Source organism: Ramlibacter sp. PS4R-6 (genome assembly GCF_037572775.1).
In the GTDB taxonomy this organism is placed as follows: Bacteria; Pseudomonadota; Gammaproteobacteria; order Burkholderiales; family Burkholderiaceae_C; genus Ramlibacter.
Window position 1 is genome coordinate 1,053,912 of record NZ_JBBHKA010000001.1, and the last position, 16,752, is coordinate 1,070,663.

The 16,752-nt window shown below is 66.8% G+C and carries 21 protein-coding genes and 1 pseudogene; 17 read left to right on the forward strand and 5 right to left on the reverse strand.

What is annotated here, in order from left to right; all coding sequences use genetic code 11:
* Window positions 1-67: 67 nt before the first annotated feature.
* From fusA to rpsJ, 3 genes are all read left to right on the forward strand, one after another.
* On the forward strand, window positions 68-2,170 hold the full coding sequence (fusA, locus tag WG903_RS05140) for an elongation factor G (RefSeq protein WP_340073146.1): 2,103 nt from the start codon (window positions 68-70) through the stop codon (window positions 2,168-2,170).
* 109 nt (window positions 2,171-2,279) lie between these two features.
* Window positions 2,280-3,470, forward strand: a complete 1,191-nt coding sequence (gene tuf, locus WG903_RS05145) for an elongation factor Tu (RefSeq protein WP_340072616.1) — start codon at window positions 2,280-2,282, stop codon at window positions 3,468-3,470.
* Between the two features lie 3 nt (window positions 3,471-3,473).
* On the forward strand, window positions 3,474-3,788 hold the full coding sequence (gene rpsJ, locus WG903_RS05150) for a 30S ribosomal protein S10 (RefSeq protein WP_027102403.1): 315 nt from the start codon (window positions 3,474-3,476) through the stop codon (window positions 3,786-3,788).
* Between the two features lie 59 nt (window positions 3,789-3,847).
* On the opposite strand, the gene WG903_RS05155 is transcribed toward rpsJ, so the two are convergent.
* Window positions 3,848-5,860 carry a M3 family metallopeptidase gene (locus WG903_RS05155; protein ID WP_340073147.1) on the reverse strand — a complete coding sequence of 671 codons (2,013 nt, stop codon included), beginning with the start codon at window positions 5,858-5,860 and terminating at the stop codon, window positions 3,848-3,850.
* Between the two features lie 229 nt (window positions 5,861-6,089).
* Between WG903_RS05155 and rplC the strand changes: the two genes are divergently transcribed.
* The 11 genes from rplC to WG903_RS05210 all read left to right on the forward strand — a co-directional run bounded on the left by rplC (window position 6,090) and on the right by WG903_RS05210 (window position 11,668).
* Window positions 6,090-6,773: a 50S ribosomal protein L3 gene (rplC, locus tag WG903_RS05160; protein ID WP_340073148.1), complete on the forward strand. Its 684-nt coding sequence runs from the start codon at window positions 6,090-6,092 to the stop codon at window positions 6,771-6,773.
* Window positions 6,774-6,775: 2 nt separating this feature from the next.
* Window positions 6,776-7,396, forward strand: a complete 621-nt coding sequence (gene rplD, locus WG903_RS05165; protein ID WP_340073149.1) for a 50S ribosomal protein L4 — start codon at window positions 6,776-6,778, stop codon at window positions 7,394-7,396.
* Window positions 7,393-7,728 (forward strand): 50S ribosomal protein L23, encoded by a 336-nt coding sequence (rplW, locus tag WG903_RS05170; RefSeq protein ID WP_340073150.1) that lies wholly within the window; start codon window positions 7,393-7,395, stop codon window positions 7,726-7,728. The genes rplD and rplW overlap by 4 nt, the downstream gene beginning before the upstream one ends.
* Window position 7,729: 1 nt before the next feature.
* A complete protein-coding gene (rplB, locus tag WG903_RS05175) occupies window positions 7,730-8,554 on the forward strand; it encodes a 50S ribosomal protein L2 (RefSeq protein ID WP_340073151.1) in 825 nt (274 codons plus the stop codon).
* Window positions 8,555-8,571: 17 nt separating this feature from the next.
* Complete coding sequence (gene rpsS / locus WG903_RS05180) at window positions 8,572-8,850, forward strand: 30S ribosomal protein S19 (RefSeq protein ID WP_340073152.1); 279 nt, start codon at window positions 8,572-8,574, stop codon at window positions 8,848-8,850.
* A gap of 12 nt (window positions 8,851-8,862) precedes the next feature.
* Complete coding sequence (gene rplV / locus WG903_RS05185) at window positions 8,863-9,192, forward strand: 50S ribosomal protein L22 (RefSeq protein WP_340073153.1); 330 nt, start codon at window positions 8,863-8,865, stop codon at window positions 9,190-9,192.
* 10 nt (window positions 9,193-9,202) lie between these two features.
* Window positions 9,203-10,129 carry a 30S ribosomal protein S3 gene (gene rpsC / locus WG903_RS05190; protein WP_340073154.1) on the forward strand — a complete coding sequence of 309 codons (927 nt, stop codon included), beginning with the start codon at window positions 9,203-9,205 and terminating at the stop codon, window positions 10,127-10,129.
* A gap of 2 nt (window positions 10,130-10,131) precedes the next feature.
* Window positions 10,132-10,548 carry a 50S ribosomal protein L16 gene (rplP, locus tag WG903_RS05195; protein WP_340073155.1) on the forward strand — a complete coding sequence of 139 codons (417 nt, stop codon included), beginning with the start codon at window positions 10,132-10,134 and terminating at the stop codon, window positions 10,546-10,548.
* A gap of 18 nt (window positions 10,549-10,566) precedes the next feature.
* On the forward strand, window positions 10,567-10,773 hold the full coding sequence (gene rpmC, locus WG903_RS05200) for a 50S ribosomal protein L29 (protein ID WP_340073156.1): 207 nt from the start codon (window positions 10,567-10,569) through the stop codon (window positions 10,771-10,773).
* A 15-nt stretch (window positions 10,774-10,788) separates the two neighbouring features.
* On the forward strand, window positions 10,789-11,055 hold the full coding sequence (rpsQ, locus tag WG903_RS05205; RefSeq protein WP_340073157.1) for a 30S ribosomal protein S17: 267 nt from the start codon (window positions 10,789-10,791) through the stop codon (window positions 11,053-11,055).
* A 106-nt stretch (window positions 11,056-11,161) separates the two neighbouring features.
* Complete coding sequence (locus WG903_RS05210) at window positions 11,162-11,668, forward strand: peroxiredoxin (protein ID WP_340073158.1); 507 nt, start codon at window positions 11,162-11,164, stop codon at window positions 11,666-11,668.
* A gap of 46 nt (window positions 11,669-11,714) precedes the next feature.
* Here WG903_RS05210 and WG903_RS05215 read toward each other — a convergent pair.
* Window positions 11,715-12,194: pseudogene (locus WG903_RS05215) on the reverse strand (GNAT family N-acetyltransferase); the annotation flags it as partial.
* A gap of 91 nt (window positions 12,195-12,285) precedes the next feature.
* Window positions 12,286-12,948, reverse strand: a complete 663-nt coding sequence (locus WG903_RS05220; RefSeq protein WP_340073159.1) for a cytochrome b/b6 domain-containing protein — start codon at window positions 12,946-12,948, stop codon at window positions 12,286-12,288.
* Window positions 12,949-13,034: 86 nt separating this feature from the next.
* On the opposite strand from WG903_RS05220, the gene WG903_RS05225 reads away from it, so the two are divergent.
* Genes WG903_RS05225 through WG903_RS05235 form a run of 3 tightly spaced genes read left to right on the forward strand, consistent with a single transcriptional unit; the run spans window position 13,035 to window position 14,923 of the window.
* Window positions 13,035-13,481, forward strand: coding sequence for a c-type cytochrome (locus WG903_RS05225; protein ID WP_340073160.1), 447 nt, complete (start codon window positions 13,035-13,037; stop codon window positions 13,479-13,481).
* A 7-nt stretch (window positions 13,482-13,488) separates the two neighbouring features.
* Entirely contained in the window at window positions 13,489-14,286 is a 798-nt protein-coding gene (locus WG903_RS05230) for a hypothetical protein (protein ID WP_340073161.1), read from the forward strand.
* Window positions 14,287-14,311: 25 nt separating this feature from the next.
* Window positions 14,312-14,923, forward strand: coding sequence for a YceI family protein (locus tag WG903_RS05235; protein ID WP_340073162.1), 612 nt, complete (start codon window positions 14,312-14,314; stop codon window positions 14,921-14,923).
* A gap of 15 nt (window positions 14,924-14,938) precedes the next feature.
* Here the strand turns inward: WG903_RS05235 and WG903_RS05240 are convergent, their stop codons facing one another.
* Together WG903_RS05240 and WG903_RS05245 are read right to left on the reverse strand one after the other, a co-directional pair.
* A complete protein-coding gene (locus tag WG903_RS05240) occupies window positions 14,939-15,439 on the reverse strand; it encodes a TlpA family protein disulfide reductase (RefSeq protein WP_340073163.1) in 501 nt (166 codons plus the stop codon).
* A gap of 58 nt (window positions 15,440-15,497) precedes the next feature.
* On the reverse strand, window positions 15,498-16,730 hold the full coding sequence (locus WG903_RS05245) for a CaiB/BaiF CoA transferase family protein (protein ID WP_340073164.1): 1,233 nt from the start codon (window positions 16,728-16,730) through the stop codon (window positions 15,498-15,500).
* Between the last annotated feature and the right edge of the window lie 22 nt (window positions 16,731-16,752).

A 16,752-nucleotide genomic window follows, 5' to 3' on the forward strand; every position in this document is an offset into this window, starting at 1 on the left:
CGTCCCCATATCCGAGGTGCGGGCCCGCCGAGAGCGGGCCCTTGCCCATTGAAAAGAAAGAATGAACATGGCCCGCAAAACGCCCATCGAACGGTACCGGAACATCGGTATCTCGGCGCACATCGACGCCGGCAAGACCACGACCACGGAACGCATCCTCTACTACACCGGCGTTAACCACAAGATCGGTGAAGTGCACGACGGCGCCGCGACCATGGACTGGATGGAGCAGGAGCAGGAGCGCGGCATCACGATCACCTCGGCTGCCACCACCTGCTTCTGGAAGGGCATGGACATGTCCTTTCCCGAGCATCGCATCAACATCATCGACACCCCCGGCCACGTGGACTTCACCATCGAGGTGGAGCGTTCCATGCGCGTGCTGGACGGCGCCTGCATGGTGTACTGCGCCGTGGGCGGCGTGCAGCCGCAGTCCGAGACGGTCTGGCGCCAGGCCAACAAGTACCGCGTGCCGCGCCTGGCGTTCGTCAACAAGATGGACCGCACCGGCGCGAACTTCTTCAAGGTCTACGAGCAGATGAAGGCGCGCCTGAAGGCGAACCCGGTGCCCATCGTGATCCCGATCGGCGCCGAGGAAAACTTCACCGGCGTGGTCGACCTGCGCAAGATGAAGGCCATCTACTGGGACGAAGCGTCCCAGGGCATGAAGTTCACCTTCGAGGAAATCCCGGCCGACCTGGTCGAGTCCGCGAAGGAATGGCGCGAGAAGATGGTCGAGGCGGCCGCCGAAGCCAACGAGGAACTGATGAACAAGTACCTCGAGGAAGGCGACCTGACCGAAACCGAGATCACGCTGGGCCTGCGCACGCGCACGATCGCCGGCGAGATCCAGCCGATGCTGTGCGGCACGGCCTTCAAGAACAAGGGCGTGCAGCGCATGCTGGACGCCGTGATCGAGCTCATGCCTTCGCCGGTGGACATCCCCCCGGTCAAGGGCACGGACGAGGACGAGAAGGAAGTCACCCGCAAGGCCGACGACAACGAGAAGTTCTCGGCGCTGGCGTTCAAGCTGATGACGGACCCGTTCGTCGGCCAGCTCACGTTCGTGCGCGTGTACTCGGGCGTGCTGTCCAAGGGCGACAGCGTCTACAACCCGATCCGCGGCAAGAAGGAGCGCATCGGCCGTATCGTGCAGATGCACGCCAATAATCGCCAGGAAATCGAGGAGATCCGCGCCGGTGACATCGCCGCCTGCGTGGGCCTGAAGGACGTCACCACCGGCGAAACGCTGTGCGACCCGGCCTCGATCGTCATGCTCGAGCGCATGGTGTTCCCCGAGCCCGTCATCGCGCAGGCCGTGGAACCCAAGACCAAGGCCGACCAGGAGAAGATGGGCGTGGCCCTGTCGCGCCTGGCCGCCGAAGACCCGTCGTTCCGCGTCAAGACCGACGAGGAATCGGGCCAGACCATCATCGCCGGCATGGGCGAACTGCACCTGGAAATCATCGTCGACCGCATGAAGCGCGAGTTCGGCGTGGAAGCCAACGTGGGCAAGCCGCAGGTCGCGTACCGCGAGACCATCCGCAAGAAGGTCACCGACGTCGAAGGCAAGTTCGTGCGCCAGTCGGGCGGCAAGGGCCAGTACGGCCACGTCGTCTTCACGGTCGAGCCGCAGGAGTCCGGCAAGGGCTTCGAGTTCGTCGACGCGATCAAGGGCGGCGTGGTGCCGCGCGAATTCATCCCGGCGGTCGAGAAGGGCGTGAACGAAGCGCTCAACACCGGCGTGATGGCGGGCTACCCGGTGGTGGACGTGAAGGTCACGCTGACCTTCGGCTCCTACCACGAGGTGGACTCGAACGAAAACGCGTTCAAGATGGCCGCCATCTTCGGCTTTAAGGAAGCCGCCAAGAAGGCCAGCCCCGTCATCCTCGAGCCGATGATGGCCGTGGAAGTCGAGACGCCCGAGGACTACGCCGGCAACGTGATGGGCGACCTGTCGTCCCGCCGCGGCATGGTGCAGGGCATGGACGACATGCCCGGCGGCGGCAAGATCATCAAGGCCGAAGTGCCGCTGTCGGAGATGTTCGGCTACTCGACGACGCTGCGCTCGATGTCGCAGGGCCGCGCCACGTACACGATGGAGTTCAAGCACTACGCCGAAGCTCCGAAGAACGTGGCCGAGGCCATCATCTCGGCGCGCACGAAGTAAATCCAACGGTCTGCGATCACCTGCCCCCCATTGCCCGCGGTGGGGGAACCAGCAAGGTGATGCAGACCTAAAACCTATACACGGGCATTGCTCTTTTTGGAGATATCAAATGGCAAAAGGCAAGTTTGAGCGGACCAAGCCGCACGTGAACGTGGGCACGATCGGCCACGTGGACCATGGCAAGACGACGCTGACGGCGGCGATCACTTCGGTGCTGGCGGCCAAGTTCGGCGGCGAAGCCAAGGCCTACGACCAGATCGATGCGGCCCCGGAAGAAAAGGCGCGCGGCATCACGATCAATACGGCGCACGTGGAGTACGAGACGTCCAAGCGCCACTACGCGCACGTTGACTGCCCCGGCCACGCCGACTATGTGAAGAACATGATCACCGGCGCCGCCCAGATGGATGGCGCCATCCTGGTGGTCTCGGCCGCCGACGGCCCCATGCCCCAGACGCGCGAGCACATCCTGCTGGCCCGCCAGGTGGGCGTGCCCTACATCATCGTGTTCATGAACAAGTGCGACATGGTCGATGACGCCGAGCTGCTGGAGCTGGTGGAGATGGAAGTTCGCGAACTCCTGTCCAAGTACGAGTTCCCCGGTGACGACACGCCCATCGTCAAGGGCTCGGCCAAACTCGCCATGGAAGGCGACAAGGGCGAGCTGGGCGAGCAAGCCATCATGAAGCTGGCCGATGCGCTGGACAGCTACATCCCCACGCCCGAGCGCGCCATTGACGGTGCGTTCCTGATGCCGGTGGAAGACGTCTTCTCCATCTCCGGCCGCGGCACGGTGGTGACGGGCCGCGTCGAGCGCGGCGTGATCAAGGTCGGCGAGGAAATCGAGATCGTGGGCCTGAAGGCGACGCTCAAGACCACCTGCACGGGCGTTGAGATGTTCCGCAAGCTGCTGGACCAGGGCCAGGCGGGCGACAACGTCGGTATCCTGCTGCGCGGCACGAAGCGCGAGGAAGTCGAGCGCGGCCAGGTGCTGTGCAAGCCCGGCTCCATCAAGCCGCACACGCACTTCACGGCCGAGATCTACGTGCTCTCCAAGGACGAAGGCGGCCGCCACACGCCGTTCTTCAACAACTACCGTCCCCAGTTCTACTTCCGCACGACGGACGTGACGGGCGCCATCGAGCTGCCCAAGGACAAGGAGATGGTGATGCCTGGCGACAACGTGACGATCACCGTCAAGCTGATCGCCCCGATCGCCATGGAAGAGGGCCTGCGCTTTGCCATCCGCGAAGGTGGCAAGACCGTCGGCGCCGGCGTCGTTGCGAAGATCATGGAGTAAGACATGGCCACGCAACAGAAAATCCGCATCCGCCTCAAGGCGTTCGACTACAAGCTGATCGACCAGTCCGCCGCCGAGATCGTCGACACGGCCAAGCGCACCGGCGCCATCGTCAAGGGCCCCGTGCCCCTGCCGACGCGCATGAAGCGCTTCGACATCCTGCGCTCGCCGCACGTGAACAAGAGCTCGCGCGACCAGTTCGAGATCCGCACGCACCAGCGCCTGATGGACATCGTCGACCCCACGGACAAGACGGTGGACGCGCTGATGAAGCTCGACTTGCCGGCCGGCGTCGACGTCGAGATCAAGCTGCAGTAAGCGCTGCCGCTGGAAAAACAAAAGCCGCCCTCGGGCGGCTTTTTCATTGCGTCGAAACTTCAGCGCTTGCCGTTCAGCCAGTCCTCGTACGCCTGGAAGCCGTACGGCCGCCCCAGGAAGTCCGAGACCAGGTTCGCGGCCGGCTTCGTGCCCGTCGCTTCCAACACGTACTTGCGGTACTTCATCGCTGCGTCGGGCTTCATGATGTCGCCCTGCGCGGTGAACGCGCTGTACATGTCCTTGGCGATCACCAGCGACCACATGTAGGTGTAGTAGATCGCCGAATAGCCGTCGAGGTGGCCGAAGGCCGTCTGGAAGTGGGTGCCGGGCACGTACTTGAAGGGCGTGTACTTCTCCTGCTGCTGCGCGGTGAACAGCGTGGTGTCCAGGCCCTTCGGGTCGCGGTTGTGCAGGCCCAGGCTGATGGCCGCCAGCGACATCTGCTGCCGCACGAACAGGCCGTTGCCGAACTCCTCGGCGTCCTTCAGCTTCTGCGCCAGCGCCAGCGGGATCGGCTGCTTCGTCTGGTAGTGGATGGCGAAGGACTGCAGGGTCTTCGGATCGCGCGCCCACTCCTCCAGCATCTGCGACGGGGCTTCGACGAAGTCCCACTCCACGCCCGCGCCCGACCAGCGTTGCTGGCCCGCGAGGACGTGGTGCACCAGGTGGCCGAATTCGTGGAAGAAGGTGACGACGTCGTTGTGCTGCATCAGCCCCGGGTCACCGTCCTTGGGCTGGGGGAAGTTGCAGACCAGCACGCCCTCGGGCAGCGCCACGTCGGCCTTGCCGGGCACCAGCGTGAACTGCGCATAGTGCTTGTACTTGTTGGCGCGCGGGTGCATGTCCAGGTAGATGCGCCCGAGCAGGCGCGAGCCGTCGAACACGTCGTAGGCCTCGACCTCCGGCGCCCAGACCTTGGCGTTCGCCACGCGCTGGTAGCGGATGCCGAACAGCTTGCCGGTGGTGGCGAGCACCGCGTTCTTGACGTTCTCGTATTGGAAGTACGGGCGCACCTCGCGCGCATCGACGCCGAACTTCTCCGACTTGATGCGGTCGGTGAGGTAGCCGGTGTCCCAGGGATTGAGAGCGGCGGCCGCCGGCTCGTCCTTCTGCTTGCGCGCCAGCAGATCGGCGTAGTCGCGTCTGGAGCGCGCATCCGCCGCGGTGGAGATCTTCTCGATGAACTCACCGGCCTTGGTGCCGCTCTCGATCATCTTGTCGGCGGTGATGTAGTCGGCCCAGTTCCTGAAGCCCAGCAGCGTGGCCTTCTCGTGGCGCTTGGCCAGGATCTGCTCCAGCACCGCGATGTTCTTCGGGTAGGCGCGGGTGCGGTACAGCTTCCAGTAGGCCTCGCGCACCGCGCCGCGCCTGGCATACGACATGAACGGCACGTAGTCGGGGCTGTCGGTGGTCAGGACCACCTTGCCGGCCGCGTTCGGCTTATGGGCCTTCACGTAGTCCTCGGGCAGGCCCTCGAGGTCGGCGGGATCGACCTCCATCCTCAGCACGCTTTCGCGGATGTTTCGCGCGAATTCCTGGCTCAGCTTCACCAGGTCGCCCTCGATCTGCTTGACGCGGTTGCGGGTGGCCTCGTCTCGGTCCACGCCCGCCAGGCGGAAGCCCAGCAGCGTGCGCTCCACGTAGTAGCGCCCGGCCGCATCCAGGGCCTTGGCGTCGATCGCCGCCAGGGCGTCGTAGATGCCGCGGTCCAGCGAGAACTCGGTGCCCAGCTCCTGGGTTTCCTGGTCGCAGGTCTCTGCGGCTTCCCGCATGGCCTTGTCCGGGTGGGTTTCATGGCCGAGGCTGGCGCGGGCATTAGCGGCCGACAGGTGCCACTGGGCCTTGTCGTAGGCCTCCAGGACACCGGCCGGGGCGGCCTTGAGCAGCTTCAGGGCGGCCATCCCGGCCTTGGCCTGGGCCATGTCGGCCCGGCAGCCTTCCAGGAACTGGGCAGGCGTGCCCGTCAGGACGCCGGAGGCCCCGACGGGCGCCGGGGCGGCGAGGGCGGGGAGGAAGGGGATGGACAGGGTGGCGAACAGGGCGCAGGCGGCGGCCGCTCGGGTGGGTCTCACGGGAGGTACTCCTACGGTTTGCTTGTGGCAGGCCGGGATTCTTGCAGATGCCCGGCCTCCAGCCTTTGCAGGCTTTCCCGGGGAAGGCTATAATCGCGGACTTCGCCCGAAGTACGGGTGGAGTTTTTTATCAACCTTCTTGTCGCCGTTTCCCGATTCTTCGGATGAAGGAAGCGTCCAACGCGGAAGCCAATTGCAGCGGCCGCGGCGCAAGTAACGGAGCAACAACATGAGTCTGAGCACCCAATTGGGTCTCTTGGGCCGCAAGGTGGGCATGATGCGCCTGTTCACCGATGACGGGGACGCAGTCCCGGTCACGGTGGTGGATGTGTCGGGCAACCGCGTCACCCAGGTCAAGTCCCAGGACACGGACGGCTACGTGGCCCTGCAGGTCACGTTCGGCAAGCGCCGCGCCTCGCGCGTTTCCAAGCCGATGGCGGGCCACCTCGCCAAGGCCGGCGTCGAAGCCGGCGAAATCATCCAGGAATTCCGCGTGACGGCCGATACGGCCGCGAAGTACGCCGCCGGCGCCACCGTGCCCGTCGCCGACCTCTTCGCCGCGGGCCAGAAGGTCGACGTGCAAGGCACCTCGATCGGCAAGGGCTACGCCGGCACGATCAAGCGCCACAACATGTCCTCGCAGCGCGCCTCGCACGGCAACAGCCGTTCGCACAACGTGCCCGGCTCGATCGGCATGGCGCAGGACCCGGGCCGCGTGTTCCCGGGCAAGCGCATGACCGGCCACATGGGCGACGAGACCGTCACCACCCAGAACCTCGACGTCGTGCGCGTCGACGCCGAGCGCAGCCTGCTGCTGATCCGCGGCGCCGTGCCCGGCTCGAAGGGCGGCTTCGTCACCGTGCGTCCCGCCGTCAAGGCGAAGCCCGCCGGCGCCGCGAAGGGAGCGAAGTAACCATGCAACTCGAACTCCTGAACGAGCAGGGCCAGGCCGCGTCGAAGATCGACGCTCCCGAGACCGTGTTCGGCCGCGAATACAACGAGGACCTGGTGCACCAGGTCGTCGTCGCCTTCCAGGCGAACGCCCGCCAGGGCACGCGCAAGCAGAAGGACCGCCAAGAGGTCAAGCACTCGACCAAGAAGCCGTTCAAGCAGAAGGGCACCGGCCGCGCGCGCGCCGGCATGACGTCGTCCCCGCTGTGGCGTGGCGGCGGACGCATCTTCCCGAACAGCCCGGACGAGAACTTCACCCAGAAGATCAACAAGAAGATGTACCGCGCCGGCATGGCGTCCATCTTCTCGCAGCTGGCCCGCGAAGGCCGGCTGGCGGTGGTCGATTCGATCAAGGTCGATTCGCCCAAGACCAAGCAACTCGCGCAGCGCTTCAAGGCGATGAACCTTGACTCCGTGCTGGTGATCGCCGACGAGGTCGACGAGAACCTGTACCTGGCGTCGCGCAACCTGGCCAACGTGCTCGTCGTCGAGCCGCGTTACGCCGACCCGCTGTCGCTGGTGCACTACAAGAAGGTGCTCGTCACCAAGGCCGCCATCGACCAGCTCAAGGAGATGTTCGCATGAGCCGCGTCAATCCCACTCCCGCTGAACGCAAGTTCGACGAAGGCCGGCTGATGCAGGTGCTCGTCGCGCCGATCGTGTCCGAGAAGGCCACGTCCGTCGCCGAGAAGAGCAACTCGGTCACCTTCAAGGTGCTGCAGGATGCCACCAAGCCCGAGATCAAGGCGGCCGTCGAACTGATGTTCAAGGTCGAGGTCAAGGGCGTCTCCGTCGTCAACATCAAGGGCAAGACCAAGCGCTTCGGCCGCTCGGTGGGCCGCCGCGACCACGTTCGCAAGGCCTACGTGACGCTGAAGGAAGGTCAAGAGCTGAACCTGTCCGGGGAGGCTGCGTAACATGGCCGTCATCAAGATGAAACCGACCACCCCCGGCCAACGGGGCATGGTCAAGATCTCGCGCGGGCACCTGCACAAGGGTGAAGGCTACGCGCCGCTGCTGGAACCGCAGCACCAGAAGTCGGGCCGCAACAACAACGGCCACATCACGACGCGCCACAAGGGCGGCGGGCATCGCCACCACTACCGCGTCGTCGACTTCCGCCGCAACAAGGACGGCATCGCCGCCAAGGTCGAGCGCATCGAGTACGACCCGAACCGCACGGCGCACCTGGCCCTGGTGGTCTACGCCGACGGCGAGCGCCGCTACATCATCGCCCCGCGTGGCGTTGAAGTCGGCCAGACGCTGATGTCCGGTTCCGAGGCGCCGATCCGCGCGGGCAACACCCTGCCGGTGCGCAACATCCCCGTCGGCTCGACGATCCACTGCATCGAGCTGAAGCCGGGCGGCGGCGCGCAGATCGCGCGTTCCGCGGGCGCCTCGGCGACGCTGCTGGCGCGCGAAGGCACGTACGCCCAGGTGCGCATGCGCTCGGGCGAAGTGCGCAAGATCCACATCGAGTGCCGCGCCACGATCGGCGAGGTCTCGAACGAGGAACACAGCCTGCGCCAGATCGGCAAGGCCGGCGTCAAGCGCCACATGGGCATCCGCCCGACGGTGCGCGGCGTCGTGATGAACCCGGTGGACCACCCGCACGGCGGCGGCGAAGGCAAGACCGGCGAAGGCCGCCACCCGGTGGACCCGTGGGGCAACCTCACGAAGGGCTACCGCACCCGCAACAACAAGCGCACGCAGACGTTCATCGTCTCGCGCCGCAAGAAGTGAAGAAGGGACATTAAGAGATGACTCGCTCCCTCAAGAAAGGTCCCTTCGTCGACCACCACCTGCAGGCGAAGGTCGACAAGGCCACGTCCGCGAAGGACAAGAAGCCGATCAAGACCTGGTCGCGCCGCTCCATGATCTCGCCCGATTTCATCGGGCTGACGATCGCCGTGCACAACGGCAAGCAGCACGTGCCGGTCTACATCACCGACCAGATGGTCGGCCACAAGCTGGGCGAATTCGCGCTCACGCGGACCTTCAAGGGTCACCCGGCCGACAAGAAGGTCGTCAAGAAGTAAAGGACACGAAACATGGAAACCCGTGCAGTCCTCCGCGGCGTCCGCCTCTCCGTCGACAAGGGTCGGCTGGTGGCCGACATGGTCCGCGGCAAGAAGGTCGACCAGGCCCTGAACATCCTGCAGTTCTCGCCCAAGAAGGGCGCGCTGATCGTGCGCAAGGTGCTGGAGTCCGCGATCGCGAACGCCGAGCACAACGACGGCGCCGACATCGACGAGCTGAAGGTCAAGACGATCCACGTCGAGCAAGGCACCACGCTCAAGCGCTTCACCGCGCGGGCCAAGGGCCGCGGCAACCGCATCAGCAAGCCCACGTGCCACGTGTACGTGACGGTCGGCAACTAAGGCAGAAGATATGGGACAGAAAATCCATCCGACCGGCTTCCGCCTCGCGGTCAGCCGCAACTGGGCCAGCCGCTGGTACGCGAACAACCGCGACTTCGCCGGCATGCTGGCCGAGGACATCAAGGTCCGCGAATTCCTGAAGGCCAAGCTGAAGAACGCGGCGGTCTCGCGCGTGCTCATCGAGCGCCCCGCCAAGAACGCCCGCATCACGATCTTCTCGGCGCGTCCGGGCGTCGTGATCGGCAAGAAGGGCGAGGACATCGAGAACCTGAAGAAGGAACTCGCCAAGCGCCTGGGCGTGCCGGTCGCGGTCAACATCGAGGAAGTGCGCAAGCCCGAAGTCGATGCCCAGCTGATCGCCGACTCGATCACCCAGCAGCTCGAGAAGCGCATCATGTTCCGCCGCGCGATGAAGCGCGCGATGCAGAACGCGATGCGCCTGGGCGCGCAGGGCATCAAGATCATGTCCGCCGGCCGCCTGAACGGCATCGAGATCGCGCGCACCGAGTGGTACCGCGAAGGCCGCGTGCCGCTCCACACGCTGCGCGCCGACATCGACTACGGTTTCAGCGAAGCCAAGACCACCTACGGCGTCATCGGCGTCAAGGTGTGGGTCTACAAGGGCGACACGCTGGGCATGCGCGACGCGCCGAACCTGGACGCCACCCCGCGTCCGGAAGGCGAAGAGCGCCGCGGCCCGCGCGGCCCGCGCCGTGACGGCGACCGCCGTGGCGGCCCCGGCGGCGATCGCCGTGGCCCGTCCACCCGCCGCACGCCGGCAACTGCAGGCGCGACGACCGCCGCACCGAGCGACGGCAGCGACAAGCCCGCCGAAGCAACCACTGGAGGCGCGCCCGACGCGCCGAAAACCACCGTTAAGCGCGTCCGCAAGACTGCCGCGCCTGCCGCCACGCCGGCAGACGGTAAAGGAGAGTAAACATGCTGCAACCCGCACGCCGCAAGTTCCGCAAGGAACAGAAGGGCCGCAACACCGGCATCGCCACCCGGGGCAACTCGGTGGCCTTCGGTGACTTCGGCCTCAAGTGCACGGACCGTGGCCGCCTGACGGCCCGCCAGATCGAAGCCGCGCGCCGCGCGATCTCCCGCCACGTCAAGCGCGGCGGCCGCATCTGGATCCGTGTGTTCCCCGACAAGCCGATCTCCCAGAAGCCCGCCGAAGTGCGGATGGGCAACGGCAAGGGCAACCCCGAGTACTACGTGGCCGAGATCCAGCCGGGCAAGGTCGTGTTCGAGATCGTCGGCGTGACCGAGGAACTCGCGCGCGAGGCGTTCCGCCTGGCCGCCGCGAAGCTGCCGCTTCGCACCGCGTTCGTCGCCCGCCAGATCGGCGCGTAAGCAGGAGGAATTGGAAAAATGAAAACTGCTGAACTGCGCCAGAAGGACGTGACCGAGCTCGCCAAGGAAGTGTCGGACCTGCAGAAGGCCCACTTCGGCCTGCGCATGCAGAAGGCCACGCAACAACTCACGAACACCGCGACGCTGCGCCACACCCGCCGCGACATCGCGCGTGCGAAGACCATCCTCGCCCAGAAGCAGGGCGAGCAGAAGGCTGCGAAGTAAGGAAGGATGAGAACAATGGCTGAAAAGACTTCCCTCAAGCGCACCCTGGTCGGCAAGGTCGTGAGCGACAAGCGCAACAAGACCGTCACCGTGCTCGTCGAGCGCCGCGTCAAGCACGCGCTCTACGGCAAGATCGTCGCCAAGTCGAGCAAGTACCACGCGCACGACGAGAAGGGTGAATTCCACCTCGGCGACATCGTCGAGATCGAGGAAAGCCGCCCGATCTCCAAGACGAAGAACTGGGTGGCGACCCGCCTCGTCGAGAAGGCTGCCGAGGTCTAAACCCCTCCCGGCATCCGATCCGAAACGCCCTTTGGCGTTTCGGCGCTGCAAGCATCGCCGGAACGGCCCACAATGTGGGCCGTTTCTCTTTTTCCGGAGGCAAGTGATGATCAAGGTCGGTGACCCGCTCCCCGCAGTGACGCTGCAGGAGTTTTCCGAAGTCGAAGGCAACGGCTGCTCGATCGGCCCGAACCCCGTGAACGTGGCCGAGGCCAGCAAGGGCAAGACCATCGCCCTGTTCGCGTTGCCCGGCGCTTTCACGCCCACTTGCTCGGCCAAGCACGTGCCCGGCTTCGTCGAGAAGGCCGGCGAGCTGCAGAAGGCCGGCGTCGACGAGATCTGGTGCCTGTCGGTGAACGACGCGTTCGTGATGGGCGCGTGGGCGCGCGACCAGAAGACGGCGGGCAAGGTGCGCATGCTGGCCGACGGCAGCGCCGACTTCGCCAAGGCGGCGGGCCTGACGCTCGACCTCACGGGCCGCGGCATGGGCATCCGCAGCGCGCGCTATTCGATGCTGGTGAAGGACGGCAAGGTCGCCTCGCTCAACGTCGAGGCGCCCGGCAAGTTCGAGGTCAGCGACGCAGGGACGATGCTGTCGCAGCTAAAGGGCTGAAGCCCGAGATGCGGCCGGTGCGGCGCTGCGTGCGCGGCGCCGCCTCCAGGTCCGCCTTGAGGTAGTGCGCCCCCGGGATGGGGTTGTGGTAGTACGGCGGGATCTCGCGGAAGCCGAGGTCCTCGTACAGCCCGCGCGCCGCTTCCATGTCGTCCAGCGTATCCAGCAGCACGCAGCTGTAGCCGGCCTCCAGCGCCGCGTCGAGCGCGGCCTGCGCGAGCTCGCGGCCCAAGCCGCTGCCGCGATAGTGGTCGCGCACGTACAGGCGCTTCATCTCGGCGGCGTTCGGGTAGTCCGCGCTGTCCAGCGGGCGCAGCGCGACGCAGCCGGCGGGCTTGCCGTCGATCGCGGCCATGTACAGCGCTCCGCGCGGCGCGGCGTACTCGCCCGGCAGGGCGGCGAGCTCCTCGTCGAGGGACTGGAAGCAGAGGTCCACGCCCAGCGATTGCGCGTACTCGCGGATGAGCGAGCGCACGGCGTCGAGGTCTTGGGGGTGGGTCGGGGAGATGAGCTCGGCGAGCGGTATCTGCGGGGTGTCCAAGCGCGTGCCACGGAAACTCTGGGCCCTTCAGTGTAGCGTCCGTGCCCGGCCGTGCAAGCCAGATGCAACAGCTCGCTCAGCCCCCAAGCTTCACGACACAATACATCACAAGTGAGCACAAGCTCAGCAGCGCGACCGCCAGCCAGCGCGACCGGGCATCGTCGCGCGAAGGCTCGCCCGGTCCCGCCTGCTCCCCGTGCACCATGGCGGCGACGAGGTTTCGGCCGCGCGCCAGGTAATAGAGGACGGCGATCAGGTGCAACGACACCAGCACGATCAGCACGACCTGGCCGACGCGCTTGTGGTAGCCGGTCATGAAACGCACCGTGTCGTTCGACACCAGCACCGACAGCGGCGCCGCGAAGTCCTCCTTGGTGGCGGAGAACAGGCCGCTGGCCACCTGCAACGCGAAGAACAGCAGCAAGGCGTAGACCGAGAAGGCGCCAAGCGGGTTGTGTCCCGGCGCGTCGGCGTGCGCGCCGCGCAGGTAGGCCCATGCGCGCGCCGGCGAAGGCGCGAAGGCCGCGAAGCGCGACCAGCGTCCGCCGACGAAGCCCCACACCAGGCGAAAGAGCAGCAGCGCGCCGACGCAGTAGCCGATGCGGGCATGCCACTCCAGTGCGTCGCCCTTCATCTTGCCGGTCACGAGCAGGCCTACGGCGCATGCAGCGAGCAGCCAGTGGAACACCCGCGTGGGCAGGTCCCAGACCTTGGTGCGGAGGGTTGTTGCGGCTTCCATGGCTTTATTCCATCGCGAATGTACGGACGTTCCCCAATGCCGGATCGCGGTCGGCGGGCCAGACTTGCGCCAGGAGGCCCGTTGCCATGAAGTGTGCACTGATTGCCCTGGCCATGCTGGCAGCGCTGCCGGCGCATGCGCAGTTCCGCAAGCCCGAGGACGCGGTGAAGTACCGCCAGAGCGTCATGAACGTCATGGGCACCAGTTTTTACACGCGCCTGGGCGCGATGGCCAAGGACCGCGTGCCGTTCGACGCGAAGGTGGCGCAGGAGCATGCGGACGTGGTCGTCGCCATGTCGCGGCTGCCGTGGATCGCGTTCGCTCCCGAGACCAACGGCGTCGGCCGCACCGACGCCAAGCCGGTGCTCTGGAGCGAGCTGCCCAAGTTCCGTGAGCTCGCCGACCAGATGCAGGCCGAGGTGCTGAAGCTGCAGGCCGCGGCCCGCACGGGCAACCTCGACGCGGTGAAAGCCGCGTGGCGCGCGGCCGACAAGGCCTGCGTGAACTGCCACGACGCGTACACGAACCAATAGGCGGCCTTTGCAGGATTGGTTGGGACACCCCGCGGTCCAGGGCGGCATCCTGCCGTTCATCGCCGCGCTCGCGGTTGCGGCACCGCTCGCCCGCACGCGCTGGCTCGCCCTGGCCCAGGTCGCGGGCTTTGCCGCGTGCGCGACGCTGGCGATCGGCTGGTCGCTTGAATCCCTGCCATCGACTCGCCGGCTCGCCCTCGTGGCGGTCGCATCGTTGGCGCTGTGCGTGCTGGTCGAGCAGGTCCGGACGCGTTCGGCGCGTATCCTGGTCGTCGCCGTGCTCGCGGCCTCGAGCGCGTGGGTCCTCTGGCGCTTGCTCGCGCAGAAGGAGCTTGCAGCCGCCGCCGGTGCCGGGCTTGTCATCGCGGCCTACGTCGCATGGCAGGCCGCGGCGACCCTGAGGGTGTCCGCCGACCCCGTGCGCGGTGCTGCTGCCGCAGCGGCCCTGGGATTCGGCACCGGCGTCGTGGCGATCCTGGGCGCCTCGGCCCTGCTGGGCGTCTCGGGCCTCGCCGCGGGCTCCGCGGCTGCGGCCACGCTGTGCGTGCAGGCATTGCGCGGGCGGCCGGCGCCCGACGGCCGCAGCGTCTCCCTGCCCGCCACCGTCGCGGCTTCGCTGGTGGGAGTCGCCGCCGTGATGACCGCCGAACTGCCCTGGTACGTCCTGATCCCGCTGCTTGCCGTGGCGCCGGCCGCAATGCTGGCCACGCCCGCTGGCGCGCGCTGGCGCGCATCACTCGCCTTTCCCCTCTCGCTGGTGCCGGCGCTTGCCGCCGTCGCACTGGCCTGGTATCGCCCCCTGTAATCCCATTCCAACAAGGAGACCGCTGATGAAGACCCTGCCGAAAGTCCTGCTGTCGCTGCTGGCCCCGCTGCCTGTGCTGGCCGCGCCCGTCACCTACAACGTCGACCCCGTGCACTCGTTCCCGAACTTCGCGATCGGCCACTTCGGCATGAGCACCATCCACGGCCGCTTCGAGGAGATGAACGGCCGCGTCGTCCTCGACGTCGCGGAGAAGACCGGCAGCGTCGACATCCGGATCAAGGCAGCCACGGTGAACACGGGCGATGCCAAGCACGAGCCGGGCAGCTTCGCGGCGCGCAACTACGGCCCGCGTTCGCGCGACGAGCACCTGCGCTCGGCGGACTTCTTCAATGTCGCCGAGTTCCCGGAGATCACCTTCAAGTCCACCAAGCTGACCTTCAGCGGCGAAGCCCTGGAAAGCGTGGAGGGCAACCTGACGATGGTGGGTGTGACGCGCCCCGTGAAGCTGCGGGTCACCTTGTTCAAGTGCGGCCCGAACCCGTTTTCGAAAAAACCCATGTGCGGCGCCGACCTGGAAGGCAGCATCAAGCGCACGGACTTCGGCCTGAAATTCGGCGTGCCGGCGATCTCCGACGAGGTGAAGCTCTCGATCGGCGTGGAGGCCTACCCCGAGTAAACCGCCCGAAGGCGTTCAGCCCTCGGCGAGGAGCTTCTCGATCAGCTGGTGCAGTTCGGCGAAGTTGGGCTCGCCGACGTAGCGCTTGACGATCTCGCCGCGCTTGTTCAGCAGGAAGGTCGTGGGCGTCAGCTGCACGTCGCCCCAGGCCTTCGCGACCGCGCCGGTGTTGTCGATCGCCACCTGGAAGGGCAGCTTGCGCGTCTGCGTGTAATTGACGACGTAGCTGGGTGGGTCGTAGCTCATGGCCACCGCCAGCATGTCGTAGCCCTTGCCGTGGTACTTGTCGTACGTGGCCACCATCTTCGGCATCTCGGCGACGCAGGTCACGCAGCTGGTGGCCCAGAAATTCACCAGCGTCACGCGGCCCTTGAGGTCGGGGGTGCTCTTCTTCGAGCCGTCGAGCAGGACGTAGGTGGCCGCGGGCGCCGATTCGTTCGAACCGGCGACGTAGAAGGCGGCGCCCGCGGCGACGGCCGCTGCGGTGACTCCTGCGATGAGCGCGGGGCGGGACATGCCGCGATTTTACGGGCGGCCCCAAGGCCGCCGTTTGCGCAAGGTCATGCGCGGCGTTTCAGGCCGTGCCCTGCTTGCGGGCGGCCGCGATGCGCGCGTCGTCCCAACCGAGCACCTCGCGCAGGACCTCCGCGGTGTGCTGCCCCAAAAGCGGCGGCGGGCGGTCGGTGCGCACGGGCGTGCCACTCATCTGGATGGGGCTGGCCACCAGCCGCACGCCTTCGCGCAGCGGGTGCCGCCATGTGTCCACCATGCCGCGGTGGTTCACCTGCGGATCGGCGAAGACTTCGTCGAGCGTGTTGATCGGCCCGCATGGCACCTTGGCGGCCTCGAGCGTGGCCAGCCAGTCGGCTTTCGTGCGCGAGCGCATCACGTCCTCGAGGATGGGAACGAGCACGCCGCGGTTGCGCACGCGCTCCTGGTTCTTCGCGAAGCGCGGGTCCGCCGCGAGTTCCGGCCGCCGCGCCGCTTCGCAGAACTTCGCGAACTGCGAGTCGTTGCCCACGGCGAGGATGAGGAAGTCGCGGCCATGCGCGCCCGGCGCGGTCTCGAACACCTGGTACGGCACGATGTTCTGGTGCGCATTGCCGGCGCGGCCGGGGACGTTCCCGCTGACCAGGTAGTTGGCGCCGAGGTTGGCGAGCATCGCCACCTGCGTGTCGAGCAATGCCATGTCCACGCGCTGGCCTTCACCCGTCTTCTCCGCGTGGCGCAGGGCCGCGAGGATCGCAACCGTCGCGTACATGCCGGTGAACAGGTCCGCCACGGCCACGCCGACTTTCTGCGGCCCACCGCCCAGGTCGTCGCGCTCCCCGGTGATGCTCATCAGCCCGCCCATGCCTTGCACGATGTAGTCGTAGCCCGCGCGGCTGCTGTAGGGCCCGTCCTGGCCGAAGCCGGTGATGCTGCAGTAGACCAGCCGCGGGTTGAGCGCGCGGATGTCGTCGTAGCCCAGGCCGTAGCGCTTGAGGTCACCGACCTTGAAGTTTTCCACCAGCACGTCGCAATGCTGCGCCAGCTCGCGCACCAGCGCCTGGCCTTCGCCCGTCGCGATGTCGCAGGTGACGGAGCGCTTGTTGCGGTTGCAGCCGAGGTAGTACGCCGCCTCGTGCGTGTCGCGCCCCTCGCCGTCCTGCAGGAAGGGCGGGCCCCAGCCGCGCGTGTCGTCGCCGCTGCCCGGCCGTTCGATCTTGATGACGTCGGCGCCCAGGTCCGCCAGCGTCTGCGTGCACCAGGGCCCGGCGAGCACGCGGGAGAGGTCCAGGACGCGGATGCCGGCGAGGGAGTTCATGCCACGCATTTTCGGCCAAACC